The 26,870-nt window shown below is 71.3% G+C and carries 29 protein-coding genes; 17 read left to right on the top strand and 12 right to left on the bottom strand.

Translation table 11 applies throughout. The features are described from left to right. Window positions 1-77: 77 nt before the first annotated feature. Entirely contained in the window at window positions 78-836 is a 759-nt protein-coding gene (locus ACIQBL_RS01375; RefSeq protein WP_401935535.1) for a DUF5995 family protein, read from the top strand. Here ACIQBL_RS01375 and ACIQBL_RS01370 read toward each other — a convergent pair. Genes ACIQBL_RS01370 through ACIQBL_RS01360 form a run of 3 tightly spaced genes read right to left on the bottom strand, consistent with a single transcriptional unit; the run spans window position 805 to window position 2,427 of the window. Next, window positions 805-1,056, bottom strand: a complete 252-nt coding sequence (locus ACIQBL_RS01370; protein ID WP_401935534.1) for a hypothetical protein — start codon at window positions 1,054-1,056, stop codon at window positions 805-807. The genes ACIQBL_RS01375 and ACIQBL_RS01370 overlap by 32 nt on opposite strands. 3 nt (window positions 1,057-1,059) lie before the next feature. Continuing rightward, window positions 1,060-1,983 (bottom strand): hypothetical protein, encoded by a 924-nt coding sequence (locus tag ACIQBL_RS01365; protein ID WP_401935532.1) that lies wholly within the window; start codon window positions 1,981-1,983, stop codon window positions 1,060-1,062. 42 nt (window positions 1,984-2,025) lie between these two features. Beyond that, complete coding sequence (locus ACIQBL_RS01360) at window positions 2,026-2,427, bottom strand: ATP-binding protein (protein ID WP_401935531.1); 402 nt, start codon at window positions 2,425-2,427, stop codon at window positions 2,026-2,028. Window positions 2,428-2,618: 191 nt separating this feature from the next. On the opposite strand from ACIQBL_RS01360, the gene ACIQBL_RS01355 reads away from it, so the two are divergent. The 3 genes from ACIQBL_RS01355 (at window position 2,619) to ACIQBL_RS01345 (ending at window position 4,946) form a co-directional block, all read left to right on the top strand. Beyond that, window positions 2,619-3,470, top strand: a complete 852-nt coding sequence (locus ACIQBL_RS01355; RefSeq protein WP_401935529.1) for a helix-turn-helix domain-containing protein — start codon at window positions 2,619-2,621, stop codon at window positions 3,468-3,470. Between the two features lie 8 nt (window positions 3,471-3,478). Continuing rightward, complete coding sequence (locus ACIQBL_RS01350; RefSeq protein WP_401935527.1) at window positions 3,479-3,673, top strand: DUF397 domain-containing protein; 195 nt, start codon at window positions 3,479-3,481, stop codon at window positions 3,671-3,673. Between the two features lie 88 nt (window positions 3,674-3,761). Continuing rightward, window positions 3,762-4,946 (top strand): serine hydrolase domain-containing protein, encoded by a 1,185-nt coding sequence (locus ACIQBL_RS01345; protein ID WP_401935525.1) that lies wholly within the window; start codon window positions 3,762-3,764, stop codon window positions 4,944-4,946. A gap of 271 nt (window positions 4,947-5,217) precedes the next feature. Here the strand turns inward: ACIQBL_RS01345 and ACIQBL_RS01340 are convergent, their stop codons facing one another. The 5 genes from ACIQBL_RS01340 to hutU all read right to left on the bottom strand — a co-directional run bounded on the left by ACIQBL_RS01340 (window position 5,218) and on the right by hutU (window position 11,433). Beyond that, window positions 5,218-5,628, bottom strand: a complete 411-nt coding sequence (locus ACIQBL_RS01340) for a hypothetical protein (protein WP_401935524.1) — start codon at window positions 5,626-5,628, stop codon at window positions 5,218-5,220. Window positions 5,629-5,799: 171 nt separating this feature from the next. Next, window positions 5,800-6,975: an imidazolonepropionase gene (hutI, locus tag ACIQBL_RS01335; RefSeq protein ID WP_401935522.1), complete on the bottom strand. Its 1,176-nt coding sequence runs from the start codon at window positions 6,973-6,975 to the stop codon at window positions 5,800-5,802. 83 nt (window positions 6,976-7,058) lie between these two features. Then, the gene (locus ACIQBL_RS01330; RefSeq protein ID WP_401935520.1) at window positions 7,059-8,417 is read right to left on the bottom strand and encodes a formimidoylglutamate deiminase; all 1,359 of its coding nucleotides are present in this window, start codon (window positions 8,415-8,417) and stop codon (window positions 7,059-7,061) included. Further along, complete coding sequence (locus ACIQBL_RS01325; protein WP_401936981.1) at window positions 8,414-9,628, bottom strand: allantoate amidohydrolase; 1,215 nt, start codon at window positions 9,626-9,628, stop codon at window positions 8,414-8,416. Before ACIQBL_RS01325 ends, ACIQBL_RS01330 begins: the two co-directional genes overlap by 4 nt. 125 nt (window positions 9,629-9,753) lie before the next feature. Beyond that, window positions 9,754-11,433, bottom strand: a complete 1,680-nt coding sequence (hutU, locus tag ACIQBL_RS01320; protein WP_401935518.1) for a urocanate hydratase — start codon at window positions 11,431-11,433, stop codon at window positions 9,754-9,756. 174 nt (window positions 11,434-11,607) lie between these two features. Between hutU and ACIQBL_RS01315 the strand changes: the two genes are divergently transcribed. The 5 genes from ACIQBL_RS01315 (at window position 11,608) to ACIQBL_RS01295 (ending at window position 15,328) form a co-directional block, all read left to right on the top strand. Then, entirely contained in the window at window positions 11,608-12,987 is a 1,380-nt protein-coding gene (locus tag ACIQBL_RS01315) for a diaminopimelate decarboxylase (protein ID WP_401935517.1), read from the top strand. Window positions 12,988-13,170: 183 nt separating this feature from the next. Continuing rightward, window positions 13,171-13,569, top strand: a complete 399-nt coding sequence (locus ACIQBL_RS01310) for a hypothetical protein (protein WP_199827530.1) — start codon at window positions 13,171-13,173, stop codon at window positions 13,567-13,569. After that, on the top strand, window positions 13,566-14,384 hold the full coding sequence (locus tag ACIQBL_RS01305) for a transcriptional regulator (RefSeq protein ID WP_401935515.1): 819 nt from the start codon (window positions 13,566-13,568) through the stop codon (window positions 14,382-14,384). Before ACIQBL_RS01310 ends, ACIQBL_RS01305 begins: the two co-directional genes overlap by 4 nt. Window positions 14,385-14,418: 34 nt before the next feature. Beyond that, window positions 14,419-14,931, top strand: a complete 513-nt coding sequence (locus ACIQBL_RS01300) for a roadblock/LC7 domain-containing protein (protein ID WP_401935513.1) — start codon at window positions 14,419-14,421, stop codon at window positions 14,929-14,931. Window positions 14,932-14,953: 22 nt separating this feature from the next. Continuing rightward, a complete protein-coding gene (locus tag ACIQBL_RS01295) occupies window positions 14,954-15,328 on the top strand; it encodes a hypothetical protein (protein WP_401935511.1) in 375 nt (124 codons plus the stop codon). A 13-nt stretch (window positions 15,329-15,341) separates the two neighbouring features. Here ACIQBL_RS01295 and ACIQBL_RS01290 read toward each other — a convergent pair whose 3' ends face one another. The 3 genes from ACIQBL_RS01290 to ACIQBL_RS01280 form a co-directional block, all read right to left on the bottom strand. Next, window positions 15,342-15,935, bottom strand: coding sequence for a hypothetical protein (locus tag ACIQBL_RS01290; RefSeq protein ID WP_401935510.1), 594 nt, complete (start codon window positions 15,933-15,935; stop codon window positions 15,342-15,344). 136 nt (window positions 15,936-16,071) lie between these two features. Beyond that, the gene (locus ACIQBL_RS01285; protein ID WP_401936980.1) at window positions 16,072-16,914 is read right to left on the bottom strand and encodes a MurR/RpiR family transcriptional regulator; all 843 of its coding nucleotides are present in this window, start codon (window positions 16,912-16,914) and stop codon (window positions 16,072-16,074) included. 62 nt (window positions 16,915-16,976) lie between these two features. Continuing rightward, window positions 16,977-18,515, bottom strand: coding sequence for an aromatic amino acid ammonia-lyase (locus ACIQBL_RS01280; RefSeq protein ID WP_401935508.1), 1,539 nt, complete (start codon window positions 18,513-18,515; stop codon window positions 16,977-16,979). Between the two features lie 142 nt (window positions 18,516-18,657). On the opposite strand from ACIQBL_RS01280, the gene ACIQBL_RS01275 reads away from it, so the two are divergent. From ACIQBL_RS01275 to ACIQBL_RS01245, 7 genes are all read left to right on the top strand, one after another. Further along, entirely contained in the window at window positions 18,658-19,692 is a 1,035-nt protein-coding gene (locus tag ACIQBL_RS01275; RefSeq protein WP_401935506.1) for an ABC transporter ATP-binding protein, read from the top strand. After that, entirely contained in the window at window positions 19,689-20,330 is a 642-nt protein-coding gene (locus ACIQBL_RS01270; RefSeq protein ID WP_401935504.1) for an ABC transporter permease, read from the top strand. The genes ACIQBL_RS01275 and ACIQBL_RS01270 overlap by 4 nt, the downstream gene beginning before the upstream one ends. Further along, window positions 20,330-21,001 carry an ABC transporter permease gene (locus tag ACIQBL_RS01265; protein ID WP_401936977.1) on the top strand — a complete coding sequence of 224 codons (672 nt, stop codon included), beginning with the start codon at window positions 20,330-20,332 and terminating at the stop codon, window positions 20,999-21,001. Before ACIQBL_RS01270 ends, ACIQBL_RS01265 begins: the two co-directional genes overlap by 1 nt. A 150-nt stretch (window positions 21,002-21,151) precedes the next feature. Next, window positions 21,152-22,087, top strand: a complete 936-nt coding sequence (locus ACIQBL_RS01260) for an ABC transporter substrate-binding protein (RefSeq protein WP_401935502.1) — start codon at window positions 21,152-21,154, stop codon at window positions 22,085-22,087. Window positions 22,088-22,241: 154 nt separating this feature from the next. Continuing rightward, complete coding sequence (locus ACIQBL_RS01255) at window positions 22,242-22,907, top strand: carbonic anhydrase (RefSeq protein WP_401935500.1); 666 nt, start codon at window positions 22,242-22,244, stop codon at window positions 22,905-22,907. A 44-nt stretch (window positions 22,908-22,951) separates the two neighbouring features. Then, a complete protein-coding gene (locus ACIQBL_RS01250) occupies window positions 22,952-24,550 on the top strand; it encodes a SulP family inorganic anion transporter (protein WP_401936975.1) in 1,599 nt (532 codons plus the stop codon). 19 nt (window positions 24,551-24,569) lie between these two features. Then, window positions 24,570-25,001: a hypothetical protein gene (locus ACIQBL_RS01245; protein WP_401936972.1), complete on the top strand. Its 432-nt coding sequence runs from the start codon at window positions 24,570-24,572 to the stop codon at window positions 24,999-25,001. A 12-nt stretch (window positions 25,002-25,013) separates the two neighbouring features. On the opposite strand, the gene ACIQBL_RS01240 is transcribed toward ACIQBL_RS01245, so the two are convergent. Continuing rightward, window positions 25,014-25,775 carry an SDR family oxidoreductase gene (locus tag ACIQBL_RS01240; protein ID WP_401935498.1) on the bottom strand — a complete coding sequence of 254 codons (762 nt, stop codon included), beginning with the start codon at window positions 25,773-25,775 and terminating at the stop codon, window positions 25,014-25,016. 149 nt (window positions 25,776-25,924) lie between these two features. On the opposite strand from ACIQBL_RS01240, the gene ACIQBL_RS01235 reads away from it, so the two are divergent. Further along, a complete protein-coding gene (locus ACIQBL_RS01235) occupies window positions 25,925-26,752 on the top strand; it encodes a helix-turn-helix transcriptional regulator (RefSeq protein WP_401935496.1) in 828 nt (275 codons plus the stop codon). Window positions 26,753-26,870 lie beyond the last annotated feature (118 nt).

Raw genomic sequence — 26,870 nt, 5'->3', positions numbered from 1 at the left:
GAGCAGCCGTACCGGAGCGGGCGTTTGTCGGTGAGACTTGACAGCCCGAACTGTGGCTCCGCCAAAGGGGAGTTGGGATGGCGGCACAGAACACCGACGAGGTCGTGGACGGGCTCGCGGGGATCGTGCGGGAGGCGACCCGCGCCGGTGACCGGATCGGGCATTTCGCGGCCCTGTACCGACAGGTGACCGTCGAGATCCGTAAGGCCATCCACGAGGGGCGGTTCGAGGACGGCCCACGGATGGACCGTTTCGACACGCTCTTCGGCAACCGCTACTTCGCCGCGTACGACGCCTGGCGCCGCGACCGGAGCGGGCCGCGCTGCTGGCGCGAGACGTTCGGCCTGCTGGACGACTCCGACACGGTCATCGTCCAGCACCTGATCCTCGGCGTGAACGCGCACATCAACCTCGACCTGGCCGTCGCCGCCGCGCGGACCGACACCGGCAAGGACATCCAGGCGCTACGGCACGACTTCCTGCTGATCAGCGACATCCTCGCGAGGGTGGTGCTGGCGGTACAGGACCCGGTCGACGCCGTATCGCCGCTCCTGTCCCTGCTGGACCGGGTCGGCGGCCGTACCGACGAGCAGATCCTCGACTTCAGCATCGTCCAGTCCCGTGCGGAGGCGTGGCACAACGCGGTGCTGCTGGCGGGGCAGAGCGAGGGTGAGCGCGCGGCGACGATCGAGCGCCTCGACGTGCGGGCCGCCGTACTCGCCCGGCTGATAGCCCGCCCGGGCGCGCTGGTCCGCCCGGCGCTGGAACTGATCCGGCACGCCGAGAGCGATGACGTGCCTGCTGTCATCGCTCGTCTGGACAGCGCGGTGCGGTGAACAACTCCCGCGCGTCGGCGATCTCGTGGGAGCGGTCGAGCCAGGTGGCGAGCTCGTCGGGGTCGGTGGAGGCGAGGATGCGGTCGCGGGTGGGGGTGGGGACGTCGATCTGACGCAGTTGGAGGACGCGCAGAATGGCCTCAGCCCACCCTTCGGCGCGCCCTTCCGCCCGTACTTGCTCCGCCAGCGGGTGGCGCCAGAAGTACTGGATGTTCCGCACGGCTCAGCAGTCGTCGCCGAACAGATCCGTCGCGTCGGTCACCTGTTGGGAGCGGTCGAGCCAGGTGCCGAGTTCGTCCAGGTCGGTGGAGGCGAGGATGCGGTCGCGGACGCCGTCGGGGACGTCGATCTGACGTCGTTGGAGGGTACGGAGAATGGCCGCCGACCACCCCTCGGCCCGCCCCACCTCCCGGCCTTCTTCCCGCCCCTCTTCCTTACCTTCTTCCCTGCCTTCGTCCCGCACCTGCTCCGCCAGCGGGTGCCGCCAGAAGTACTGGATCGCCGTCATCAGGTCCCTCCACATCTGCTGGGCCTGGCGGTCGGCCAGGCATGAGTCGACGAACTGCACGAAGACCGCGGCGCTGTCCGGGTCGATGGTCCGCAGGGCGTTTGCCAGGGATTCCAGTATGACGGCGGCCTGCGGACCCTTGCCATGCGTCATCGCCGAAAGCACCGCAAGGGGTACGTCCCGTTCGGCCTCCCGGTCGTCCACGATCACCGGCACGTTGTCCGGACCGAGGACGAACGGCCGTACCGTCAGCGAGGGGCACCCGCGCACCCCGAGATGAATGGGCTCAGCCGCCCAGCGGGCCGTGGCGTGGCTCTGGGTGATGACGATGAGTACGGGTTCGCAGTGGTACTTCTCGTGCAGGTAGCTGAGGTAGTACGGCCAGCTGCCCCGTTTCCGCTTGTCGATATCGCTCTGCGACTCGACGACCAGGAGGTACGCCCCGTCGTCGGTCTCCGCCCGGAGCAAGGTGTCCACGCGCCTCTCGACCGGTTCGATCTCGGTGAGGTCCACGTTCATCGCGGCGAACTCACGTGGTTCGGGAAAGGGGATCCCCAACACGCCCTGCAGAGCACGGGTCAGAAGCGCGGGATCCTTCTGGAAGATCCGGTGCAGCGCCTCGTGCGACGAGCTGACCATCAACTCTCCTTTCTGTCCGATCTATTCGACGTGATCAACGATCTAGGCGGCGTTCAGGTCACACCACACGTACTTGCCGTGCCGGCCGTTCCTCGACAGCGGCTGCCAGCCCCAGAGGTCGGCGCAGGCCCGCACCAACGCGAGGCCTCTCCCCGCCTCGGCCTCCAAGAGGTTCGTCAACTGGCCCGGCGGTTCGGGTGGTTCGGGGTCCGCGTCCCACGCGCCGACGCGCAGCACCCCCGCCGACCAGCTCACGCGGAGCATGACCGGTCCCTTCGTGTGCAGTACGGCGTTGGCCACCAGCTCCGTCGCGACGAGTTCAGCGGTGTCCGCGACCCGGATGAGGCCATGCACGGTGAGGACCAGGCGCAGGGTACGGCGGCAGACGGTGACGGCACGGCGGTCGTGCGGGACGGAGAGGGAGTACTCCCAGGGTTCGGGCATGGGTCAGCTCCAGAGGTGGGCTCGATGAGTCGCAGGCGGTGGCAGTGCCGCATCCGTCATGGCAGGGCGAAGCGGTGCGCTTCCGCAGTGTGTGCGTGGCATCACCGACAGTAGGGTGTAAATTCGTACCCTCGCAACCGCCTCGCGTAATCTGACCCCGAACGAGGAGTCCCAGAGAGGCAGTTACTCGGATGACCATGCGGAACCAGCCCACCGCCCGACACGTGCGCCTGGGTTCCGAGCTGCGCAAACTGCGGGAGGCCGCAGGCAAGCCGGCCAAAGAGATCGCCGGGCTCCTTGGGTCGAGTTCGGCACACATGAGCCAGATCGAAGCCGGTAGTTCAGCGATCAGTGAGGAACGGCTGCGCAGACTGGCGGCCCACTGCGCCTGCACGGACGAGGAGTTGATCGAGGCCCTAGTGGTGATGGCGACCGAGCGCACACGCGGGTGGTGGGACGAGTACAAGGGAGTCCTGCCCCAGGTGAACCTGGACGTGGCCGAGGCGGAGCACCATGCGAAGTTCCTGCGGGAAGTCGTCATCACGCACGTCCCCGGGCTGCTCCAGACGCCGGACTACGCGCGGGCGGTCTTCGGGTACATGCGTCCGGAACTGCCCGAGAGCGAACTGACACCCCGGGTGGACCACCGGATGAAACGGCGAGCGGTCATCGAGGGCGACAACCCGACGCCGTACGAGACGATCATCCACGAGTTCGCACTGTGCATCCGCGTGGCGGACCGCCAGGCATCCATCGCTCAACTCCGCCGCATCCTTGCCGAGATCGAGGAGGGACACGCCACGGTTCGCGTCATCCCGACCGACCAGGACGGCTTTGGCGGTGCCGACGCCTCGATGATGCATATGGGCGGTCCACTACCCCGACTGGACACAGGGCTGCTCGACGCTCCCACGGGGACGATGTTCATCGATGCGCAGGCGGAGTTGAATCGACTCCGAACACTCTTCCGTAGGGTACAAACGGCGTCGCTGGACCCCACGGCGTCACGAGACCTCATCCACCGTTTGGTGAAGGAGCTGTGAGGCACGTCATGACCCATGCCCTGCACTGGCAGAAGTCCACCTTCTCGGGTGGCGGCGAAGGCAACACCTGCGTCGAACTCGCCGCCGCCCCCACCACCCTCCACCTCCGCGAAAGCGACACCCCGAACACCGAACTCACCACCACCGCCACCCCGTTGACCCACCTCATACACCGCATCAAGTCAGGCCAGTTCCGCCCCTGAGCCCGCCCGCGCTGGGGGGATATCCCCCACCCCGGTCCTCCGGTACACCGGATCGCGCCCCGCCGAAGAACGAAACTAGCGTTCAGCCATGACTTCGGCCCTGCGGAAGCACCTCGCCATCGCACTCGGTATCGTCACGCTGCTCGCCGCCGAGGTGGGTACCGCCGTAGCCCAGCCCGCCGGCCGACTCTCCCCTGCGGGGCAGTTACGTCAGGACACCGAGGCGATCCACGCGCTCGGTGTCAGCGGGGTGCAGGCCCGCGTGGTCGCGCCCGGCGGCCGTGAGTCGGTCGCCACCAGCGGCACCGCCGACCTGAACACCGGCCGCCCGGTGCGTTCCGACGGCTACTTCCGCATGGCCAGCACGTCCAAGACGCTGGTCGCCACCGTGGTCCTCCAACTGGACGCCGAGAACAGGCTGTCCCTGGACGACACGGTCGACCACTGGCTGCCAGGAGTAGTGCGGGGCAACGGCAACGACGGCAGCCGCATCACCATCCGCCAACTGCTCCAGCACACCAGCGGCATCCACGACGACCTCCCCGGATACACCACACCGGAGGAGTACTACCAGCAGCGCCACATCGTCTACAGCCCCGAGCAGTTGGTCGCCCGCGCCATGGCCCACGCGCCGGACTTCCCGCCCGGCGAGGGCTGGAACTACTCCAACACCGGTTACGCCCTGCTCTGCGCCATCATCCGGAAAGCCACCGGCCAACCCGCCCACCAGGAAATCGAAGACCGCGTCCTGCGTCCGCTCGGCCTCAACCACACCCGGTGGCGCGGTACTTCGCCCACCCTGCCCCGGCCGCACGCCAAGGCCTACCAGCTCTTCGGCCCCGGTTCCGTGGTGGACGTCACCGACCAGATACCGGTGGACTACGAGAACCTCTCCTTCGTCACGACCACGCGGGACGAGAACGCCTTCCTCCGCGCACTGCTCGCGGGCCGCCTGCTGCCGCCACGACAGCTGGCCGAGATGAAGCACACCGTCCCCGTGAGCGCGGAAGTGCAACAGCTCTGGCCCGGCGGCCGATACGGACTCGGCCTGGCCGAACGCCCCTTGAGCTGCGGAGGAACCTACTGGAGTCACGAGGGCGGAGACGGCGGCTACATCACCCTCAACGGCGTCACCGACGACGGCGGGCGAAGTGCCGTCGTCTCCATGTCCGAGGCACGCGGCGACACCCTGGAGCACATCCTGGCCCAGGAGAAGGCGGCAAGCGCCCTGATCGACGACGCGTTGTGCGCCAGGGTTCCCAACACACCGTGATCAGAGCAGAGTTACCGGGTTGCCCAGCGCCGCCATGCTCCCACCGGGGTGACGCACCTTGACTCGGACGAACGCCGGCTCCCGCGCACCGGTACGCCACACTCCCCCGCCCCCGCCCCCGAAGGCACCACGCACACCCACCCGAGGCACCACCGGCCCCTCGCCGCTCTCCAACTGCCCGCCGACACCCACCCGTTGCCCACCGGAAGACACCGAGTGCACATGGCAGTCGCCCCGGTACCAGCGGCCTTCTCGACCGGCGGTCACCCGATCACGCGGCGTCGAGGGCAGCGGTGATCTTGCGGACCATCTCCGTCATGACCGGGCTGACCTCGCCCTTCTTGGGTCGTACGGCCGCCTCGACGGCGACCAGGACCGTGCCGCGGAAGTTGTCGGCCTCCGCGGGATCCTGCTTCCTGAGCAGGCTCATCGCGGTGGTCAGGGCCGGCAGCACGTGGTCGGCGATCTCGGCCACGGACTTGCCGTTCAGGTTCTCGATCTTCGTGTTCTCGGCGAGCACGTACCCGACCTGACCGGTCGCCGAGCCCAGCGCGAGGCTGCCCTGGGTGGCGATCCGGTGCGGCGAACCGGCGACGGCACCGGCGGCGGCCAGGAGGGTGACGGCGCCGAACGCGGCGGTACGCAGGGTGTTCTTGTCCTGGTCGGTGAGGGTGATGGCCATGGTGATCTGCTCCTTCGTATCGACCGCGGCCCCACGTCGGGGCTCGCATCGCCGTCCTTCTGGAACAGAGCCTGCGCCCACCCGGTTTCACGACGCCCTCAACCCGCTTTCAGCGGACAGGGGACGTATGAGACTCCCCGAAATCCCCTGAGATCCGCTGAGATCTCCTGGTCAGACCACCCGCGTCCCCCGCCGCCACACCCCCCTCACCAACGGCACCCCCGGCCGATAAGCCAGATGCACATGGCTCGGCGCGTCCAGCAGAACCAAATCCGCCCGCGCCCCCACCGCCACCCGCCCCACATCATCCCGCCGCAGCGCCGCCGCCCCACCCGCCGTGGCCGACCACACCGCCTCGTCCGGCGTCATCCCCATGTCCCGCACCGCCAGCGCGATACAGAAGGGGACGGAGGACGTGAAGGACGAACCCGGGTTGCAGTCCGTCGACAGCGCGACCGTGACGCCGGCGTCCAGCAACCGACGCGCGTCCGGCCACTCCGCGCGCGTCGAGAACTCCGCGCCGGGGAGCAGCGTCGCGACCGTCCGGCCGGCCGCCAGCGCGTCCACGTCCGCGTCCGTCAGATGCGTGCAGTGGTCCGCGCTCGCCGCGTCCAGCTCCACGGCGAGTTGGACGCCCGGACCGTACGACAACTGATTGGCGTGGATGCGCGGGTGCAACCCCTTCGCCCGCCCCGCCGTCAGGATCGCGCGCGCCTGATCGCCGTCGAACGCGCCCTTCTCGCAGAAGACGTCAATCCAACGGGCGTGCGGGGCACAGGCGTTGAGCATCTCGCCGGTCACCAGGGCCACGTACGCGGCGGGGTCGTCGGCGTAGTCCGGCGAGACGATGTGCGCGCCTAGATAGGTGACCTCCTCCGTGTGCGCGGCAGCGATCCGCAGCGCGCGGGACTCGTCCTCGACCGTCAGGCCGTAGCCGGACTTCGTCTCGAACGTCGTCGTGCCCTGGCGGAGCGCCTCGTCCAGGTAACGGGTGAGGTTCGCCTCCAGTTCCGCGTCGCTCGCCGCGCGCGTCGCCGCGACCGTCGTACGGATACCGCCCGCGCTGTACGCCCGCCCGGACATGCGGGCGTTGAACTCCTGGGTGCGGTCGCCGGCGAAGACGAGGTGCGAGTGGGAGTCCACGAAGCCCGGCAGGACCGCCCTCCCACCGGCGTCGACCCGATTGTCAGTGGCGGGTGCTTTGCTTGTTTCACCGGTCCACGCGATGCGGTCGCCGTCGATGACGACGGCCGCGTCCTGGATCAGACCGAGAGGGGATCCGTCACCCAGGGAGGGGTCGTTGGTGACCAGCGTGGCGATGTTGGTGATGACAGTGGTGCTGCTCATCGTGTCCTCGTGGGTGCGGGGGAGCTTGTCCTCGCGGGTGCGGGGGACCGTGTCCTCGTGGATGCGCGGGTCGGCGTTCGTCTCTACGCGCGCAGGGCTTCGACCGCCTGCGCGAGGGCCTGCGGCACATCGGGTACGAGCGTGTGCGCCCCGTCGCGTACGACGTGCCGGCCGCCCACGACCGTATGCCGTACGTCCGCTGCCGTCGCCGCGAATACGGCCGTCTCGGCGCCGAGCCTGGGTACCGGGCCCGCTGTCCTGACCGAGTCGAGCGCGATGGTGGTGAAGTCCGCGAGCGCGCCCGGTTCGAGGGTGCCCGCCGCCTCCCAGCCCAACGCCGCGTGGCCGTCGGCCGAGGCCGCGCCGAGCAGGGCCGCCGCCGTCCAGTGACCCCGGGTGCGGGTGCGCAGGCGCTCGTTCAGCTCCATCGCCCGGGCCTCTTCGAGCAGGTCGATGACCGCGTGACTGTCCGAGCCGAGGGAGAGGGGGGAGCCGGCTCGCTGGAGGGCGACCGCCGGGCCGATGCCGTCGGCCAGGTCCCGTTCCGTCGTCGGGCACATGCAGGTACCCGTGCCGGTCGAGCCCAGCAGCGCGATGTCCTCGTCCGTGAGGTGCGTGTTGTGGACGCCGGTGGTGCGGGGGCCCAGTACCCCGTGGTCGGCGAGGAGCTGGGTCGGCGTGCAGTCGTGGGCCGTGCGGCAGGCGTCGTTCTCGGCGGTCTGCTCGGACAGGTGGACGTGCAGCGGGGCCCGCCGCTCCTCGGCCCAGCGGGCCACCGTCGCCAACTCACCGGCGGGCACGGCCCGTACGGAGTGGATGGCGGCACCGATCCTCGCGTGATCCCGTTCCTTGAGAAGTGAACAGCGTTCCGCCCAGGCGTCCGCGCTTCCGTCGGAGAAGCGGAGCTGGTGGTGGTTGGGGGGCTGTCCGAAGCCGGAGGAAAGGTAGGCGGTGTCGAGGAGGGTGATGCGGATACCGGCTTCGGAGGCGGCGGCGATGAGGGCCTCGCCCATGGCGTTGGGGTCGGCGTACGGGGTGCCGCCGTGCGCGTGGTGCACATAGTGGAACTCGCCGACCGCCGTGATCCCGGCCAGCGCCATCTCGGCGTACACCGCGCGGGCCAGTGCGTGGTAGGTGTCCGGGGTGAGCTGGTCGGCGAAGGAGTACATCAGCTCGCGCCAGGTCCAGAAGGTGCCCGAGCCGACCTGGACGGTGCCGCGCAGGGCGCGGTGGAAGGCGTGGCTGTGGGCGTTGGCGAGCCCGGGGAGGGTGAGGCCTCGGAGGATCTCGGCGCCGGGGGGCGGACCCTCGATGCCCGTGCGGACAGCCGCGATCCGTCCGTCACTCACCTCCAGGGCGACGCCCGGCTCGACGTTGGTGTCGAGCCAGGCGTGTTCCAGCCAGTACGTCCGCGTGGTGGGGTGCGTGGTGGGGTGCGTCACCTGCAGGCCAGCCCTTCCAGTACGTCGGCGAGTGCGGTCACCCCGGCCACGCAGTCGTCCTCGGCCGCGAACTCGGCTGGGGAGTGCGAGACGCCCGTCGGGTTGCGCACGAACAGCATGGCGGTCGGGATGCTCCCGGAGAGGATTCCGGCGTCGTGTCCGGCACCGGTGCCGAGGACGGGGACGTTCAGGTGCGTGTCCTGGCCGTTGGTCTTCCCCAGGACTCGGGCGAGTTCGTCGCGCAGGGCGTGGTCGAACTCGACGACCGGGGTGAAGGACTCCCGGACGATGTCGAGGTCGATGCCGTGCGCCTCCGCGTACTCGCGGGCCGCCTTCTCGACGCCGGTGACCACCGTGTCCAGGGTGTCCTGGTCGGCGGCGCGGGAGTCGAGCCAGCCGCGCACCAGGGAGGGGATGGCGTTGACGCCGTTCGGTTCCACGGCGATCTTCCCGAACGTGGCTACGGCGCCCGCGAGTTGGGCCTCGCGGCGGGCGGCGAGCACGGTCTCGGCGTACGACAGCATCGGGTCGCGGCGGTCCACCAGCCGGGTGGTGCCGGCGTGGTTGGCCTCGCCCCGGAAGTCGAACCGCCAGCGTCCGTGCGGCCAGATGGCGCTGGCGATGCCCACCCGGTCACCGGACAGGTCCAGCGCGCGGCCCTGTTCGACGTGGAGTTCGACGAACGCGCCGATGCGGGCCAGCCGTTCGGGGTCGGGGCCGATGGCGTCGGCGTCGTACCCGGCGGCCGTCATGGCCTGCGGGAGGGTGACCCCGTCGCCGTCGGTCAGCCGGTGCGCCTGCTCGACGGTGAGCTGCCCGGCGGTCAGCCGTGACCCGACACAGGCGAGCCCGAAGCGGGCGCCCTCCTCGTCACCGAAGTTGACGAGGGCGAGCGGCTTGGTGAACCGCACTCCCCTGCCGCGTAGTTCGTCGAGCGCGGCGAAGGACGACACGACGCCGAGGGGACCGTCGAAGGCCCCGCCGTCCGGCACCGAGTCGAGATGCGACCCGGTGACGACGGCATCCCCGGCGGTGGGGTCGCCGAGCCAGGCCCACTGGTTGCCGTTGCGGTCGAGTTCGTAGGTCAGGCCTCGTGACTTGGCCTGCTCCTCGAACCAGGTCCGGCATTCGGCGTCGGCGGCCGTCCAGGCGAACCGGCGATAGCCGCCGGAGTCGGGGTGCCGGCCGATGGGGAGCAACTCGCGCCACATCTCGTGGAAGGAGTCACCGGCCACCACGGCGGTATCAACACCCGCACCCGTACCGGCACCGGCACCCGGCGACGGGAGACCCGCCCCCGCCGAAGAGTCGCCGCCCCGTTCGTCTCCCGGAAGGGTCACGCGTCGTCACCCTCGCGCATCGGCACCCGCACGCCCCGCTCGTCGGCGACCCGCTCCGCGATGTCGTAGCCGGCGTCGACGTGCCGGATGACGCCCATGCCTGGGTCGTTGGTCAGTACCCGGCGGATCTTCTCACCGGCGAGCTTCGTGCCGTCGGCGACGGAGACCTGGCCCGCATGGATGGAGCGGCCCATGCCGACGCCGCCGCCGTGGTGGATGGAGACCCAGGACGCGCCGGAGGCGACGTTGACCATCGCGTTCAGCAGCGGCCAGTCCGCAATCGCGTCGGAGCCGTCGAGCATGGCCTCGGTCTCGCGGTACGGGGAGGCGACGGAGCCGCAGTCGAGGTGGTCGCGGCCGATGGCCAGGGGCGCCGCCAGCTCGCCGCTCGCCACCATGTCGTTGAAGCGCTCGCCGGCCTTGTCGCGCTCCCCGTAGCCGAGCCAGCAGATGCGGGCCGGGAGGCCCTGGAAGTGGACGCGCTCACCGGCCAGCTTGATCCAGCGGTGCAGGGACGCGTTTTGAATAGATTCAGCCTCCGGGAAGAGGTCGAGGATCGCCTTGTCCGTCTTGTGGATGTCGGAGGCCTCGCCGGACAGGGCGGCCCAGCGGAAGGGGCCCTTGCCCTCGGAGAAGAGCGGGCGGATGTAGGCGGGGACGAAGCCGGGGAAGGCGAACGCCCGCTCGTATCCGGCGAGTTGGGCCTCGCCGCGGATCGAGTTGCCGTAGTCGAAGACCTCGGCGCCGGCGTCCATGAAGCCGACCATCGCCTCGACGTGCTTGGCCATGGACTCACGGGCGCGGACGGTGAAGCCCGCCGGGTCCTTGGCGGCGGCGTCGGCCATGTCCTCGAAGGCCACGCCCACCGGCAGATACGCCAGCGGGTCGTGGGCCGAGGTCTGGTCGGTCACGATGTCGATGGGGGCGCCCTCGGCGAGCATCTGCGGGAGCAGTTCCGCCGCGTTGCCGAGGAGGCCGATGGAGAGCGGGCGGCGGGCGTCGCGGGCCTCGACGGCGAGCTGGAGGGCGTGCGCGAGGGAGTCCGCGCGGACGTCGAGGTACCGGTGCTCGATGCGGCGCTCGATGGCGCGCGGGTCGACGTCGATACAGATCGCGACGCCGTCGTTCATGGTCACGGCGAGGGGCTGGGCGCCGCCCATGCCGCCGAGGCCGGCCGTCAACGTGATCGTCCCGGCGAGGGTGCCGTTGAACTTCTTCGCGGCGACGGCGGCGAAGGTCTCGTAGGTGCCCTGGAGGATGCCCTGGGTGCCGATGTAGATCCAGGAACCGGCGGTCATCTGGCCGTACATGGTGAGGCCGAGGGCCTCAAGGCGCCGGAACTCCTCCCAGTTGGCCCAGTCGCCGACCAGGTTGGAGTTGGCGATGAGGACGCGCGGGGCCCACTCGTGGGTCTGCATGACGCCGACGGGGCGGCCGGACTGGACGAGCATCGTCTCGTCCTGCTTGAGGGTGCGCAGGGTGCGGACCATGGCGTCGTAGGAGCGCCAGTCGCGGGCGGCCTTGCCGGTGCCGCCGTAGACGACGAGCTTGTCGGGGTGTTCGGCGACCTCGGGGTCCAGGTTGTTCTGCAGCATCCGCAGGGCGGCTTCCTGCTGCCATCCCAGGGCGCTCAGTTCCGTACCGCGCGGTGCTCGTACGGGGCGGGGTCCTGACATGGTCTGCCTCCTAGCGGACTGCTCTCAGCGGATTTTTACTGTAGCTATTCACATCCTGGCGCCGTGAATAGAACTAGTCAATACATGACGGTGTCCCTGTGGGAAGTCTCTGGATGTTTGGCTGGATGTACCGACCACGGGCAACGGCATGACAACGACACGACGGGGGACACGGTGAACGACGTACACCAGGGTCACACGGACGGCGCCGAGCGGACCGCGCGCCGGGATCAGGCGGTGCGGGCCGCCGTGGAGCAGGGGCTGCTGGGGCCGGGCGCCCCGATCGTGGCGCTGCTGGACGTCACCGGCGTCCGGGAGTCGGCGGCGGCGCTGCGGGCGGCGTTCGCCGAGGTGACGGCGCCGGGGACGCCGGTGCTGCACGCGTTCGCCGTGAAGGCGAGCCCGCTGGTGCCGGTGCTGCGGCTGCTGCGCGAGGAGGGCATCGGCGCCGAGGTGGCCAGTGCGGGCGAGTCGGCGCTGGCGCGGGCGGCGGGCGTACGGCCGGAGCAGACGGTGTTCGACGCGCCCGCGAAGACGGCGGCGGAGTTGCGGGAGGCGCTGGCGCTGGGGATCGCGGTGAACGCCGACAACCCGCAGGAGCTGGACCGGATCGACGGGCTGATGAGGTCGGCGAGCAGTCGTTCGCCGCTCGGGCTCCGGGTCAATCCGCAGATCGGCGGCGGGTCGATCGCCGCGCTCTCCACGGCCACGGCGACCTCGAAGTTCGGAGTGGCGCTGCGGGACGAGGGAGCGCGCGAGTGGGTGGTGCGGGCGTACGCCGAGCGGCCGTGGCTGACCCGGCTGCACGCGCACACCGGGTCGCAGGGCATCCCGCTGTCGCTGCTGGCCCGGGGCGTCGCGGAGACGTACGCGCTGGCAGAGGAGATCAACGCGCGGATCGGACGGCCGCAGATCGACACGCTCGACATCGGCGGCGGCCTGGGGGTGAACTTCGGTTCGGACGCGACGACCCCGACCTACGCGCACTACGCGCGGCTGCTGAAGGAGGCGGTGCCGGGGCTGTTCGACGGGCGGTACGGGCTGGTGACCGAGTTCGGGCGGTCGATGCTGGCCAAGCAGGGCACGGTGGTGGCCCGGGTCGAGTACACGAAGAGCGCCGGCGGGCGGCCGATCGCGATCACGCACGCGGGCGTGCAGGTGGCGACGCGGACGGTGTACGCGCCGCAGTCGTGGCCGCTGCGGATCGCCGCCTACGACGGGAAGGGGCGGCCCAAGTCGGGGGCGGACGTGGTGCAGGACGTCGCCGGGCCCGCGTGCTTCGCGGGGGATCTGCTGGCCGAGGGGCAGGCGCTGCCCTTGCTCGAACAGGGTGACTACGCGGCGGCGCTGGACACCGGGGCGTACTACTTCGCGGCCCACTACGCCTACAACTCCCTTGCCCGGCCCGGGGTTTACGGCTTCGTGCCGGACGGTTCCGGGGGCGTGGCGTTCGCGACCGTGCGCAGGCCGCAGACGGTGGCCGAGATCGTGACCGAATCCGGAGGGGCGCACGCCGCCGCGCTCACCACCCTGCGCGCACCCGGGCGCCGTTGACGCACACCGGTGCGGGCAGGGTTGAACTGACCCATGCAACTGGTGTGAAAACGGGGTCAGTTGACCCACCTTAGTCACTCGGGTGCATGTTCCACTGGAAAATGCCAGATCCCTCACCCCTCGGCCGTACGGTGCGTAGCTTCGTCGTCACTCAGCCGAACCGCAGGCGGGAGGGGAGCCACGGTGCCCGGAATCGACGAGTGCTTACTGGAGGCCATGCGACTGCCCGGTGCCCGGGGAGCCGCGCTGGTCGACTGGACGAGCGGGCTGGCCCTGGGCGTCGTGGGAGAGTCGCCCGGGGGTGACCAGGAGGCCAGTGCGGCCGAGGCCGCTGAGCTGGCGCGGCTGGCGGCCGAGCACCGGGCGTTCGCGTCCGTCGGGGAGGACGGGGAGGAGGCCGACGATCCTCCGCTGGAGGATCTGATCGTCAGCAACCGGGACAGCTATCACGTGCTGCGGTTCGTGCGGACGTCGTTCGAGAGCAGTGTGTTCCTGCATCTGTGGCTGGCCCGCACGGAGGGCAATCTGGCGCTGGCCCGGATCCGGCTCGGCGAGATGGCCGGACGGCTGGTGCTGGGATGACCGCCGTCAGGACCACACCGGCCACCCCGCCGCCGCGGCTGCCCGTGCGGGACAAGGTCGCCGCCGGTGACCGGGGCTGGGGCGGGGTCTCGCCGATGCTGACCCGGCTCGCGGCGGAGGAGGCCACCGGGGTCCTTGTCCGGGAGCGGGGCAGCCTGCACCTCGTCGCGGGCCATGTGGTGCACGCCGAGAGCCCGTCCGCACCCGGTCTCGACCTCCTCCTCACCGCGCGCGGCACGCTGCGCACCGAGGCCTGGCAGGCCGCCGCCGAGGCGACCGACGACCGGCACGCCACGACCCGACTGCTGCTCGACGGCGGCCTGTTGAGTTCGGGCGCGCTGGAACTGTGCCATCTCGGGGCGCTGTACGACGCGGCGTACTTCGTGCTCGCGCCGAGCAGTACCCCGGGGCGCTTCCGGTACGGGGTCACGCATCCGCTCGGCGGTGTGCGGCCGGTTCCGGTGGCCGCGCTGGAGCGCGAGACGCTGCGCCGGCGCGATCTGCTGCACCGCGTCTGGCCGGACGCGGCGACGGACGGCGCGCCGCTGGTGCGGGCCGAGCCCGCCGCGCCCCCGCCCATCACCGCCCGGCAGGCCTCGGTACTGGCCCAGGTGGACGGCGTACGCACCGCGACGGACATCGCGCGGGCGCTGGGCCGGCGGGCGTTCCCCACCCTGCTGGACGTCCGGCGGCTGGTGTCGGCGGGGCTCGTGTCGCCCCGGCCGCCCGCGCCGGCCGCCGCGCCGCTGCCCGCCGTCAACGATCCCGACATCACATTGCTGAAGAGGCTCAGGGATGCGCTGGAGGCCCTTTGAGTGGCAGCGAGCACGCGCCGAGAGGAGAGAGCCGATGGCCTCCGAGGCAGAGATCCTCGACGAGCTGCGCCGGTTGAGGGCCCGCGTGCCCCAGCTGACCGGGGCGCTGGCCGCGGGCGTCGACGGTCTCGTCCTGGCGCAGGACACCCCGGGCGTCGAGCCGGAGCGGGTCGCGGCGCTGACCGTGACGGCGCTCGGCGTGGCCGTACGGATGGCGGACGCGACCGGGCAGGGCGAGTTCCGCGAGCTGATCGTGCGCGGGGTCTACGGCTATGTCGCGACCTACGCGGCGGGCCGGGGCGCCGTACTGACCGTGCTCGCCCAGGACCGGGTCAACGTCGGCCGGCTGCTGCTGGAGGGCCGCCGCGCGGGGGCCCGGATCGGGGAACTGGTCGACGCCGAGGCGGCGGCCCGGGCCGAGGCCGAGGAACAGGCCGGAGCGGCGCCCGCCGAGGCGCCCACCAAGACCACCACCGCACGAACGAGAACAGCGCGCGCACCACGCACCACCGCGACCACCAACGCGCGCACCACCACGGAAAGTTGAACGGACCCAAAGGAGCACTGTCATGGCCAACACCGAAACCTCGCTCAAAGAGGCGCTGACCTCCATCGAGGGCGCGACCGGCGTCGCGCTCGTCGACTACACCAGCGGTATGGCGCTCGGCACGATGGGCGGCAGCAAGACCTTCGACCTCGGCGTCGCCGCCGCCGGGAACACCGATGTCGTGCGCTCCAAGATGCGCACGATGGAGCACCTCGGCCTGAAGGGCGACATCGAGGACATCCTGATCACCCTGTCCAACCAGTACCACCTGATCCGCCTGCTCAAGGGGCGCGGCGGCAACGGCCTGTTCCTCTACCTGGTGCTGGACGCCAACCGGGCCAACCTGGCGATGGCCCGCCACCAGCTGAAGAAGATCGAGGCGGACCTGGAGGTGTAGGTCCCGAGCCCGGCTACGCGAAGACGTCGCCGCGGCGGCGCGCCCCGCCCGGGGTCGCGTCGCCCGCGGCGATGCCGGTGGAGCGGTAGCCCTTGACCGGCTTGCCGGCAGGGCCGCCGTGGCGCCTGTCCAGCCAGTCCACGCGGATCCACAGCAGGACGTCGTCGGCCCGTTCCCGGCGGCCCAGCCAGGCGGCCTTCAGGCGCAGCCCGGCACCGGCGCCGGCGAGCAGCATGCCACCGGCCGCGGGCACGGCGAACGAACTCCCCAGCGCGGCCACGAAGGCGAGGACCACCCACCAGCGGTGGGCGCGGCGCCAGTTCCGTACGGACACCGCGCGGTCCTGGAGCACGTCGTGCTTCCCGGCCCGGACGGCACCGCGCGCGAGGGCGGTGTAGCGCTTGCGGCGCGCGTACGACACGACGGCCGCCGTGACGATGAACAGCGCGGCCCCGGCCATCACCCCGATCCGGCGCCCGGTGATGCCCGACGGCAGCACCCCGACACCCGCCGCCAGCACCCCGAACCACCACAGCGGGGCGGCTCCGGCCCGTACGACGACTGCCACTCGGGCCAGCCCCTGGACTCTGCGATCTCCGCGTGCCACGTCCCGCCTCCTGGTCGTCCCGGCACAGTTCCGTAGGGCCGGGAGACTAGTCAGCGAACGTGAGACGAGTCTGAGAACACAGCGGCCGGGACGGGACGTCCCACTCCACGAACAGCCCCCGCCCCCACCCTGCCCGTCACTCCACGAACAGCCCCCGCGCCGCCGCCCCCGCGTCGAACTCCTCCAGGCGGGCCTGTGCGTCCGGCAGGTCGTCGCACATCGCCTCCAACAGGACCCGGCCGAGCAGCATCGGGGCGCACGCCGTGTCGAAGGCGAGGCCGGTGCCGACGGCGGCCGGGATGAGGAGGTCGGAGAACTTGGCGACCGGGGCGAACGCCGAGTCGGCGACGGTGACGACGGTCAGGCCCGCGTCCTTCGCGTATGCCAGCGTGTCCACGACCTCCCGGGGATGCCGGGGCAGCGCGAAGCACAGCAGGGCGGTGGCGCCGGCGCGGACGGCCGCGTCGATGCGGTCGTGGATCATCGTGCCGCCCTCGTTGAGCAGCCGTACGTCCGGGTGGACCTTGGCGGCGAAGTACGCGAAGCCGTACGCCTGGGAGGCCGCCGCGCGCAGCCCGAGCACGGGCAGCGGGCGCGAGGCGGCGAGCAGGCGTCCCGCCTTCGCGACCGGGCGGGGGTCGGCCAGTATCTCCGAGAGGTGCCTGAGGTTCTCGATCTCGGCTTCCACGGCCTGCTGGTACTCGTTGTACGACGCCGTGTCGGGGGCCGACTCGGAGGGCGCGACCTCGCGGAGGTGTTTGCGCAGCGCCGGGTAGCCGTCGAAGCCGAGGGCGACCGCGAAGCGGGTCACGGAGGGCTGGCTGACGCCGGCGAGTTCGGCGAGTTCGACGCTGGACAGGAACGGCACGTCGGCGGCGCGGCGCACCATGCTGTGCGCGATGCGCCGCTGGGTCGGCGTGAGCCGGTGCCCCTCGAAGAGCGCCTGCAGCCGCCCGGCCGCGCTGTCGGTCACGTCCATACCCCTGTCCGCCGTCCCGTCCACCGTCGCGTCCGCCGTCACGGCCACGCTCCTGTCCACGCTCATGACGTGCTCCCCCTCCAGATCTCCGTGAACCGGTCCAGCAGTCCGGCCGCCGCCGTCACGTCGTCCGTGAGCGGCCGGTCCGCCGTCCCGTCGTCGAGCACCGACTCGGCGAGCTCCAGCGCGCGGCCGACCGGGAGTTCCGGGTCGGGCCGCAGGTCGCGCTGGCGCAACGCCCGTACGGCGGCGACGAGTTCGCAGCCCACGACGAGACGGTACGCGCGGCAGGCGCGCAGTGTCTGACGTGCGGCGAGCGAGGCGAAGCTGGCCTGTTCCTCGACGCCCCGGGAGAGTACAGCGTGCCCGAGCGAGGCGGGAGCCGAGAACGCGCGCAGGTCGCCGAGGGCGGCGGCGGCGGCGTACTCCAGGATCATCACGCCGGAGGAGGCGGGTTCGTTGTCGGCGAGGAAGGGCTTGAGGCGGGTGAACGCGGGTTCGTTGAGCGAGGAGAGCCGGGACGTCGACAGGCGGGCGACCTGGGTGACCGCGAGCCTGAAGTGGTCCAGGGCGAGGGCGAGTTGGGCCTGGTAGAAGCCGCCGTGGTGGTAGGCGGTCATGTCCTCGGCGGAGATGAAGGGGTTCTCGGAAGCCGCGTTGATCTCGATCGCGAGCACCGCCTCCAACGCGTCTGCCGCGTCGTGCGCGGGCCCGTGGATCTGCGGCAGACACCGGAACCCGTACGGGTCCTGGATCCGCCCGAGGGGAGGGGTGGGCCGGTCGGCGGCCCCGATCAACTCCCGCATCCGCCGGGCGACTTCACTCGACCCCCGATGCGGCCGAGCGGCATGCACCGGCGCCGCGAACGGCTCGTGCGACCCGTCGACCGCGAGCAACGACAACGCCCCGACGACCTGAGTGGCCCCGATGAGCCCCCGCAACTCGTGCAGGGCGAGCGCGGACTGGCCGAGGGTGAGCGCGTTACTGCTGATCAGGGCGAGGGCGTCGTTGTTGTCGAGGGGCTGGGGCTCGGGGACGCCCACAAGATCATGATCACCCGGGACTCCCCGCCACGGATGCTCCCCCACCAACGCCAGCCCCACCTGAGCCAGCGCGGCGATGTCCCCCGTCCCCACCGACCCGAACTCGTTGACGACCGGATACACCCCGCTCTCCAGCGCCTCGCACAGCGCCGTGATGACCGTCGGGCGTAGCCCGGCGCCCCCCGCCAGCAGCTGGTTCGCGCGGACCGCGAGCATCGCGCGGACCTCCCGGGCCGGGAGTTCGTCGCCGATCGCGCCCGCGTGGCTGCGCAGCAGCCTGAGCCCGTGCTCGGCCGCCGCCTCCGTGGGTACGTCCTCGTTCCGGTTGGCGCCGACGCCGGTCGAGCGGCCGTAGACGCGGCCGGTCGCGGCGATCTGGCGGGCCGCGTCCCAGGAGTCGGTGGCCCGCTTCATCGCGTCGGTGCCGGGGACCGGCCGGGCGTCCCCGTCGGCGAGCCGGACGACATCGGCGACCCCGAAGCCGACTCCGTCGAGGACGACGAGGTCGGAGTTCCCGGACACCACCGCATCGGTGGCGTCCGCGATCTGAGACGACATATAGCCTCAAACTCCCATCAAACAGGACACTGGATCTTGCCCACCGGGCATCCGTTACCTCGGATTAACACGGAGACATTGACAAACTATTCAGACACCGAGAACTCTGCATGACGTTATACAGCCGGGCAAGGGACAACTCATGATCCAGTTCGACGCGGTCCACAAGCGCTTCCCCAACGGCACGACAGCAGTTCACGACCTCTCCCTGGAGATGCCGGAAGGCGGGGTCACCGTACTGGTCGGTTCCTCCGGTTGCGGCAAGACGACCACCCTTCGGATGATCAACCGGATGATCGACCCGACCTCGGGCGTCATCAAGGTCGGCGGCAAGGACGTCACCCAGCAGGACGCCGCCGAACTGCGCCGTTCCATCGGGTACGTCATCCAGCAGTCGGGACTCTTCCCGCACCGCACGGTCCTCGACAACATCGCCACCGTGCCGCTCCTGCTGGGCCACGGCCGGAAGAAGGCCAGGGCCCGCGCGGCCGAGCTCCTTGAGACCGTCGGCCTCGCCGCCGACGCCGGCAAGCGGTACCCGCACCAGCTCTCCGGCGGCCAGCAGCAGCGCGTCGGCGTGGCCCGCGCGCTCGCCGCCGACCCGCCGGTACTCCTGATGGACGAGCCGTTCGGCGCGGTCGACCCGGTCGTGCGCACCCAGCTCCAGGACGAACTGCTGCGGCTCCAGAAGGAGTTGAACAAGACCATCGTCTTCGTCACGCACGACATCGACGAGGCCGTACGGCTCGGCGACCGCATCGCGATCTTCCGCACCGGCGGCCACCTCGTCCAGTGCGCGGCCCCCGCCGAACTCCTCGCCCGCCCGGCCGACGACTTCGTCGCCGACTTCCTCGGCGCCGAGCGCGGCCTCAAGCTGCTCTCCCTCACCACCCTCGCCGAGGTCCCGCAGGGCCCGGCCCCCGAGGGCGACACCTGGACCCTGGTCGTGGACGAGGCGCGCAAGCCCCTGCACTGGGCCGCGAAGGACGTCGAGCTGCCCGTACGACCGCTCCACGACGGCGACTCCCTGCTCGCCGCCCTCAACGAGTCCGTCGCCTCCCCGAACGGCCTGATCGCCCGCGTCGACGCCGACGGCGTCCTCACCGGCGTCTCGTCCCGCGACGACATCCACACCCACGCGGGCCAGGCCCACGCGGAAGCACGGGTGGCGGCGTGAGCGTCGACTGGTCGTGGATCGGCGACCACACCGACGACCTCACCAGCCTCACGCTGTCGCATCTCCAGGCCGCGATGACCGCCGTCTTCCTCGGCCTGCTGATCTCGCTCCCGCTGGCGGTCGTGGCCCACCGGGTCCGCCCGCTCCGGGGCTTCCTGCTCGGCCTGTCGAACGTCCTGTTCACGATCCCGTCGATCGCGATCTTCGTGCTCCTGCTGCCGATCAGCGGCCTCACCCGCACCACCACCGTGATCGGCCTGACGGTCTACACGCTGGTCGTGCTGCTGCGGAACACGGTCGAGGGCCTCGACTCGGTCCCCGCGAAGACGAAGGAGGCGGCGAAGGCGATGGGCACGCGCCCGCTGCGCACGCTCCTCACCGTCGAACTCCCCCTCGCGCTCCCGGTCATCATGGCGGGCGTCCGCATCGCCACGGTCATGTCGATCTCCCTCGTCTCCGTCGCGACCTACATCGGCGACGGCGGCCTCGGCCAGCTCTTCACCGACGGCTTCCAGCGCGACTTCCCGACCCCGGTGATCGTGGGCGTGGTCCTCACCCTGCTGCTCGCCGTGGTCGCGGACGCGGCCCTGGTCGGCCTCCAGTACGTACTCACCCCGTGGAAGAGGCGGCGAGCCTGATGTTCGAACTCTTCAAGAACCTCGGCAAGTGGCTGACCAGCGGCTCCCAGTGGGCCGGTTCGGACGGCATCGCGCACCGCCTCGCCGAGCACCTCCAGTACTCGCTCCTCGCGACCCTCATCGCGGCCGTGATCGGTCTCCCGCTGGGCCTGCTGATCGGGCACACCGGCAAGGGCGCGTTCCTCGCGATCAACCTCGCCTCCTTCGGCCGCGCGCTGCCGACCGTGGGCCTGGTCGTCCTCGTCTTCCTGGCGAGCGGCCTGTCCATGTGGCCGGTGTACATCGCGCTGGTCGCCCTCGCGGTCCCGTCGATCGTGACGAACACCTACGCCGGCATGACCGCCGTCGACCCGGACGTGAAGGACGCGGCACGCGGCCAGGGCATGCGCGGCCACCAGGTGCTGTTCCAGGTCGAGCTGCCGCTCGCGCTCCCCCTGATCATGACCGGCCTGCGCCTCGCCCTCATCCAGGTGGTGGCCACCGCCACGATCGCCGCCTACGTCTCCTTCGGGGGCCTGGGCCGCTACGTCTTCGACGGACTCGCCCAGCGCGACCTCGTGCAGGTGCTCGGCGGAGCGGTGCTCGTCGCCCTCGTCGCCGTCGTCCTCGACCTGGGCCTCTCCGCCCTCCAGCGCTTCCTCTTCCGCCACCGCACGGCGGCGCTTCGCTGACTGTGCCGTCTGTCGTCTGCGGCTTCGTCGTGGCTGGCCGCTCCCCCACTCTCGGCTTCGCTCGACCGGGGGGACCCCCATCGCGGCGGTAGCCGGACAGCGGCACGGCCCCGCGCCCCTTGGGGCGCGCCGAACCTGAAGGAACCCGAAATGAACCGTCGTACCCTCCTCGGCGCCCTCGCCGGAACGGCCGTCGCCGTCCCCGTCCTGTCCTCCTGCGCGAGCGGCGTCACCTCCCTCGACGGCGGGGGCTCCGCCGGCGGTGGCAGCGCCTCCAGCAAGAACGGCGTGACCATCGGCACCGCCAACTTCACCGAGAACCAGGTCCTCGGCTACCTCTACGCCGCCGCCCTCCAAGCGGCCGGCGTGAAGGTCAAGGTCCGCCCCAACCTCGGCACCCGCGAGATCATCTTCCCCGCCCTCAAGAGCGGCGACCTCGACCTCCTCCCCGAGTACCAGGGCGCCCTGCTCACCTACCTCCAGCCCAAGTCCAAGGTCGCGGAGGCGGGCGAGATGCAGAACGCCCTCACCCTCGCTCTCCCCTCCGGCCTCCAGGTCCTGCCCTACGGCATCGCGGAGGACGCGGACGCCTTCGCCGTCACCCGCGAGACCGCCAATAAGTACGGCCTGTCCTCGCTGGCCGACCTGAAGAAGCAGAACGGCAAGCTGATCCTCGGCGCCTCCGCCGAGGTGAAGACCCGTCAGGTCGGTGTCGTAGGGCTGAAGGAGGTCTACGGCGTCGAGTTCAAGGAGTTCAAGTCCCTTGACTCCGACGGGCCGTTGGTGAAGGGCGCCCTGAAGAAGGGCGATGTGGACGTGGCGAACCTGTTCACCACCGACACCGACATCAAGGCCAACGACTGGGTCGTCCTGTCCGACCCCAAGACCCTGATCCCCAGCCAGCACATCGTCCCGCTCATCGCGGACCGGGTGGCCGACCCCGTGGTCCGCAAGGCCCTCGCACGCCTCGGCAACCTCCTCACCACGGCCCAACTCACGGAGCTGAACCGTCAGGTGGACAAGGACAAGAAGGACCCGGAGGACGTGGCGAACGCGTACGCGAAGCAGCACGGCATCACGAAGTAATGGCCCCTTGATGACTGATCGATGATCTGACGAGGGATCAGTCAAGTGTCGTTAAATCGGCACTCTCAGTAACTGATCGCATGCGTAGGGTGATTGAACGCTACAAGCACAACGTGCACCACGTGCTGGACAAGCACACCACCTGAGGAAACGCATGGCCTCGAACCGCAGGGCCTTCCTGACGGCCACCGCCGTCGGCGCGCTGGCCGCCACCCCCACGACCGCCACCGCCGCCGGCCCACGCCCCCACCCGGCCACCGCCCCCGCCGCGCTCGCCGAACTCCTGGACGGCAACCGCCGCTACGCCACCGGCCACTCCCGCCACCCGGACGAGAGCCGCCGGCTGCGCCACCAACTGGCCGCCGCACAGCACCCGTTCGCGGTGATCGTCGGCTGCGTCGACTCCCGGGTGCCGCCCGAGCTGGTCTTCGACCAGGGCCTCGGCGACCTGCTGTGCATAAGGACGGCCGGCGAGGTCCTGGACGAGGCGGTGCTCGGGTCCATCCAGTACGGCGTCGAGGAACTGCGCATCCCCCTGGTGCTGGTGCTCGGCCACGAGCGCTGCGGGGCGGTGGCGGCCACGCTCGCGCACCTGGAGACCGGCACGCCCGTCCCCGGACACCTCGCCCTCCTCGTGGACGAGATCAGCCCGGCCGCCCGCCGCACCCGGGCGCTGCCCGGCGACTGGGCCGAGCACACGATGACCGCCCACACGGCCTGGGTCAGGGACGCGATCCGCGCCGACCCCGCGTTCATGTCGGCCCATGTGGTGGCGGCCCGTTTCGACCTCGACACGGGGCTCGTGTCCCTGCTGCCGTAACCCCTTCCCCCCACGCAAAGAAGCGCAGAGCCATCCCCATGCCCATGCCCATGAACGGCGTGCTCTCCGTCCTGCCCTCCCCCGCCGACTTCCGTACGATGACCCGCGCCCCGCGCCGCGACCTGCTGTGCGGCCTCACGGTCGCCGTCGTGGCCCTCCCGCTCGCCCTCGGTTTCGGCGTCACGTCCGGTCTCGGCGCGGCCTCCGGGCTGATCACCGCGATCGTCGCCGGTTCGCTCGCCGCGCTGTTCGGCGGCTCCGCGCGCCAGGTCAGCGGGCCGACCGGCGCGATGACGGTCGTCCTCGTCCCGATCGTCCACGAGTACGGCGCGAACGGCGTCCTGACGGTCGGTCTGATCGCCGGCGTGCTGCTCCTCGGGCTCGCGTTCGCCCGCGCGGGGGCGGCGATGGCGTACGTCCCGGCGCCGGTGATCGCCGGTTTCACCATCGGCATCGCGTGTGTGATCGGGCTCCAGCAGGTGCCGTCGGCGCTCGGCGTGCCCACCCCGCACGGCGACCAGGTCGCGGTGGTCGCGGCACGGGCGGCCGAGGAGTTCGACGCGACCCCGCACTGGGCGGCCCTGCTCCTGGCCCTCGGCTCGGCCGCGCTGATGCTGGCCGGGGCGCGCTGGAAGCCGACGGTTCCCTTCTCCCTGGCGGCGGTCGGCGTGACGACGGTCGTCGCCGAGGCCCTGCACCTCGACGTGACCCGCCTCGGCGCGCTCCCGGCCTCGCTCCCCGCGCCCTCCCTCGCCTTCCTGGACGTCTCCCGGATCCCCACCCTGCTCCTCCCGGCCGCGGCGGTGGCGGCGCTGGCCGCCCTGGAATCCCTCCTCTCCGCCTCCGTAGCGGACGCGATGCGCCCCGGCGAGCGCCACGACCCCGGCAAGGAACTCTTCGGCCAGGGCATCGCCAACCTCGCGGCCCCGCTCTTCGGCGGGGTTCCCGCCACCGGCGCCATCGCGCGCACGGCGGTCAACGTCCGCACCGGCGCCACCTCACGCCTCGCCGCGCTCGCGCACGCCGTGATCCTCGCCGGGATCGTCGCGGTCGCGGCCCCGCTGGTGGGCCGTATCCCGCTGGCCGCGCTGGCCGGAGTGCTGCTGGCGACGGCCGTGCGCATGGTGGAGACGGACGCGGTCCGCGCGATGGCCCGCTCGACGCACGGGGACGCCCTGGTCCTGGTCCTCACGGCGGCCGGCACCCTCGCCCTGGACCTGGTGCGGGCCGTCCTCATCGGCCTCGGCGTCTCGGTCCTGCTGGCCCTGCGCGCGGCGACGCGCGGCACGCGCCTGACTCCGGCCGCGACTGATGAACGCCCCGACGCCTCCGGCACGGTGACGTACCGCTTCGACGGCCCGCTCCTGTTCGCCGCCGCCCACCGCTTCCGCCGCAGCCTCGCCGACGTCCACGACGTGACGGCCGTGGACCTACGCCTCTCCGGCCTGACAGCGGTCGACGCGACGGGCGCGCTCGCGCTGAAGGACGCGGTGGGCGAGCTGCGCGACCGGGGTATCGAGGTCCGCATCACGGGCGTCGAGCACGGTCATCGCAGGGTGCTGGAGTCGCTGGGGGTACTCCCGGTGAACCCGACGTCCGACAGGGGGGCTATCCCCAGTGCAGCGGGCGCGACGGCTCCCTAATCTGATGCGCATGACGGGAATGGACGCGCACGACGCCGAACTCAAGAAGGAACTCAACGCCACCCTGCAGGCACGCGGGGAACTGGGCGACGAGTACGAGTCGGCGCTGGTCGACTCGTTCCTGGAGAAGGTCGACCAGCGGATCGACGGCGCGGTGGAGCGCCGGGTGCGCCGGCAGATGGCCGAGCACCAGATGGTGGTCGCCCGCGGCTCACGCGGCGGGCCGAAGCCCACCGACTCCTGGGGCGAGCGGTTCGGCTTCGGCATCGTCTCGATGGTCCTGGCGATCCCGCTGTCCGCGATCGGCGGCGGCATCGCCCACCTCCCCGGCCTCCTGGTGGCCTGGGCCGGCATCGTCGGCGTCAACGCCGTCCAGGCCGCCCGCATCACCCCGGGACTCTTCGGCGGGCGACGCGGGAAGGCCTCCCAGGACAGCGAGTGGGAGGACTGACGACCACGCCGGTCACGCCTGGCGGGTGGGCAGCACCACGATCTGCCGCAGGTTGACGTGCCGGGCGCGGCTCGCCGCGTAGGCCACGACGTCGGCGACCTCCTCGGGGGACAGCCCGCCCAACGCCCCGAACAGCTCGGCCAGTTGACGGGCCATCTCCTCGCTGCCGAGGTGGCTCGCCAGCTCGGTGTCGGTCAGCCCCGGCTCGATGTTGGTCACCCGTACGTCACGGGGCCCGAGCTCCGAGCGCAGCGACTGGGAGATGTAGGTGACGGCGGCCTTGGTGGCCCCGTAGACGGCGTAGCCGGGGAACGTGACGTGCGCGCCGATGGACGAGATGTTCACCAGATCCGCGCTACGGCCGTCCGCCGCCGCGGCCACCAGGTCCCCGGTGAAGGCGCGGATGACCCGCAGTACCCCGGCCACGTTGGTGTCGAGCATCCGCTGCCACTCGTCGATCCGCCCGTCGTCGACGAGGTGCGGCAGCATGACACCGGCGGCGTTGACGACGAGGTCGACGGACCCGTACGTGTCGTGGACCCGCCCGGCGGCGGCCTCCACGGACGCGTCGTCGGTGACGTCGGCGACGACGGCGAGGGCCTGTCCCCCGTCGGCCCGGATCTTCCCGGCGAGCGCGTCCAGCCGCTCCCCGCGCCGGGCCAGCAGCGCCACCCGCGCCCCGTTCGCGGCCAGTTGAACGGCGACGGCCTCGCCGATCCCGCTGGCGGCCCCGGTGACGACGGCGGTACGTCCGGCCAGATTCTCGTACGACATGGGGTGCTCCTCGGTGGGTTGCCCGCCGGGGCACTTCCCCGGCGACGTCCACCACCGTGCGCCGCCCGCCTGCCCCTACCCAGAGATGCGTTTTTCCTGGGTCTGCCAGTACCAGGTTCGGAAGCGGCCGAGCGCCTAGCATCGAACTCATGGACGGGGACATCGGAGACTTTCTGCGCTCGCGCCGGGCTCGTATCCAGCCCGAGGAGGTGGGGCTGCCCTCGTACGGGCGCCGCCGCGTCCCCGGGCTGCGCCGCGAGGAGGTGGCGCAGCTGGCCGGAGTGAGCGTCGACTACTACATCCGCCTGGAACAGGGCCGGGGACCAAGCGTTTCGGACACGGTGCTCGACGCGATCGCCCGCGTCCTGCGCCTGGACGACACGGAACACGACTACCTGCGTACGGTGGCCCGTCCCGACCGCGCCAGGAAGAACCGGACGCCCGTGCCCCGGGTCCGCCCCGGTGTCCAGGTGCTGCTGGACGGCATGGACCGGATACCGGCGTTCGTGCTGGGGCACCGGATGGACGTGCTGGCCTGGAACACCCTCGCCGACGCGCTGAGCGGCTTCAGCCGCATGCCCGTCGCCGTCCGCAACATCCCGCGCCATGTGTTCCTCGACCCGGCCGCGCGCGACCTCTACCCCGACTGGGCCGCGGTCGCCGCGCAGGCCGTAGCGAACCTGCGGGTGAGCTCCGGCCGCAACGGCGACGACCCGAAGCTGAGCGCTCTCGTCGGCGAACTCTCCGTCAGGAGCGAGGACTTCCGCCGCCTGTGGGCCGACCACGAGGTCAAGGAGTGCGCCTACGGCGTGAAGCGCGTCCGGCACCCGATCGCGGGCCTGCTCACCCTGCCGTACGAAACACTGGCGGTACCGGGGGAGTTGGAGCAGACGCTGGTGGTCTACACGCCGGAGCCGGGTTCGGAGACGGCGGAACGGCTTGCGCTGCTGGGGAGTTGGGCGACAACAGCGTCGTAGACGATGTGCCCGTGCGCCCGTGAAAAGGCTATGCGCGGGGACCGCCGCACCCCCCGTTGCCGGGAGGGCGGGACGACGGCGGTCCCCGCGAGGGACGCGTGCCGGGTCAGGGCCGGGC

The organism is Streptomyces sp. NPDC088350 (assembly GCF_044753545.1).
GTDB lineage: Bacteria > Actinomycetota > Actinomycetes > Streptomycetales > Streptomycetaceae > Streptomyces.
This window is presented reverse-complemented; position numbering and strand designations above follow the sequence as displayed.

Bases quoted from the DNA above. Each gene is read 5' to 3' on its own strand.
- ACIQBL_RS01295 (WP_401935511.1), top strand. From the start codon at position 14,954: ATGGCCAACACCGAAACCTCGCTCAAAGAGGCGCTGACCTCCATCGAG.
- ACIQBL_RS01260 (WP_401935502.1), top strand. From the start codon at position 21,152: ATGAACCGTCGTACCCTCCTCGGCGCCCTCGCCGGAACGGCCGTCGCC.
- ACIQBL_RS01325 (WP_401936981.1), bottom strand. From the start codon at position 9,628: ATGTGGCGCGAGTTGCTCCCCATCGGCCGGCACCCCGACTCCGGCGGC.
- ACIQBL_RS01375 (WP_401935535.1), top strand. From the start codon at position 78: ATGGCGGCACAGAACACCGACGAGGTCGTGGACGGGCTCGCGGGGATC.
- ACIQBL_RS01240 (WP_401935498.1), bottom strand. From the start codon at position 25,775: ATGTCGTACGAGAATCTGGCCGGACGTACCGCCGTCGTCACCGGGGCC.
- ACIQBL_RS01340 (WP_401935524.1), bottom strand. From the start codon at position 5,628: ATGGCCATCACCCTCACCGACCAGGACAAGAACACCCTGCGTACCGCC.
- ACIQBL_RS01255 (WP_401935500.1), top strand. From the start codon at position 22,242: ATGGCCTCGAACCGCAGGGCCTTCCTGACGGCCACCGCCGTCGGCGCG.
- ACIQBL_RS01245 (WP_401936972.1), top strand. From the start codon at position 24,570: ATGGACGCGCACGACGCCGAACTCAAGAAGGAACTCAACGCCACCCTG.
- ACIQBL_RS01345 (WP_401935525.1), top strand. From the start codon at position 3,762: ATGACTTCGGCCCTGCGGAAGCACCTCGCCATCGCACTCGGTATCGTC.
- ACIQBL_RS01355 (WP_401935529.1), top strand. From the start codon at position 2,619: ATGACCATGCGGAACCAGCCCACCGCCCGACACGTGCGCCTGGGTTCC.
- hutU (WP_401935518.1), bottom strand. From the start codon at position 11,433: ATGTCAGGACCCCGCCCCGTACGAGCACCGCGCGGTACGGAACTGAGC.
- ACIQBL_RS01235 (WP_401935496.1), top strand. From the start codon at position 25,925: ATGGACGGGGACATCGGAGACTTTCTGCGCTCGCGCCGGGCTCGTATC.
- ACIQBL_RS01300 (WP_401935513.1), top strand. From the start codon at position 14,419: ATGGCCTCCGAGGCAGAGATCCTCGACGAGCTGCGCCGGTTGAGGGCC.
- ACIQBL_RS01265 (WP_401936977.1), top strand. From the start codon at position 20,330: ATGTTCGAACTCTTCAAGAACCTCGGCAAGTGGCTGACCAGCGGCTCC.
- ACIQBL_RS01275 (WP_401935506.1), top strand. From the start codon at position 18,658: ATGATCCAGTTCGACGCGGTCCACAAGCGCTTCCCCAACGGCACGACA.
- ACIQBL_RS01280 (WP_401935508.1), bottom strand. From the start codon at position 18,515: ATGTCGTCTCAGATCGCGGACGCCACCGATGCGGTGGTGTCCGGGAAC.
- ACIQBL_RS01285 (WP_401936980.1), bottom strand. From the start codon at position 16,914: ATGGACGTGACCGACAGCGCGGCCGGGCGGCTGCAGGCGCTCTTCGAG.
- ACIQBL_RS01305 (WP_401935515.1), top strand. From the start codon at position 13,566: ATGACCGCCGTCAGGACCACACCGGCCACCCCGCCGCCGCGGCTGCCC.
- ACIQBL_RS01360 (WP_401935531.1), bottom strand. From the start codon at position 2,427: ATGCCCGAACCCTGGGAGTACTCCCTCTCCGTCCCGCACGACCGCCGT.
- ACIQBL_RS01250 (WP_401936975.1), top strand. From the start codon at position 22,952: ATGCCCATGAACGGCGTGCTCTCCGTCCTGCCCTCCCCCGCCGACTTC.
- ACIQBL_RS01350 (WP_401935527.1), top strand. From the start codon at position 3,479: ATGACCCATGCCCTGCACTGGCAGAAGTCCACCTTCTCGGGTGGCGGC.
- ACIQBL_RS01365 (WP_401935532.1), bottom strand. From the start codon at position 1,983: ATGGTCAGCTCGTCGCACGAGGCGCTGCACCGGATCTTCCAGAAGGAT.
- hutI (WP_401935522.1), bottom strand. From the start codon at position 6,975: ATGAGCAGCACCACTGTCATCACCAACATCGCCACGCTGGTCACCAAC.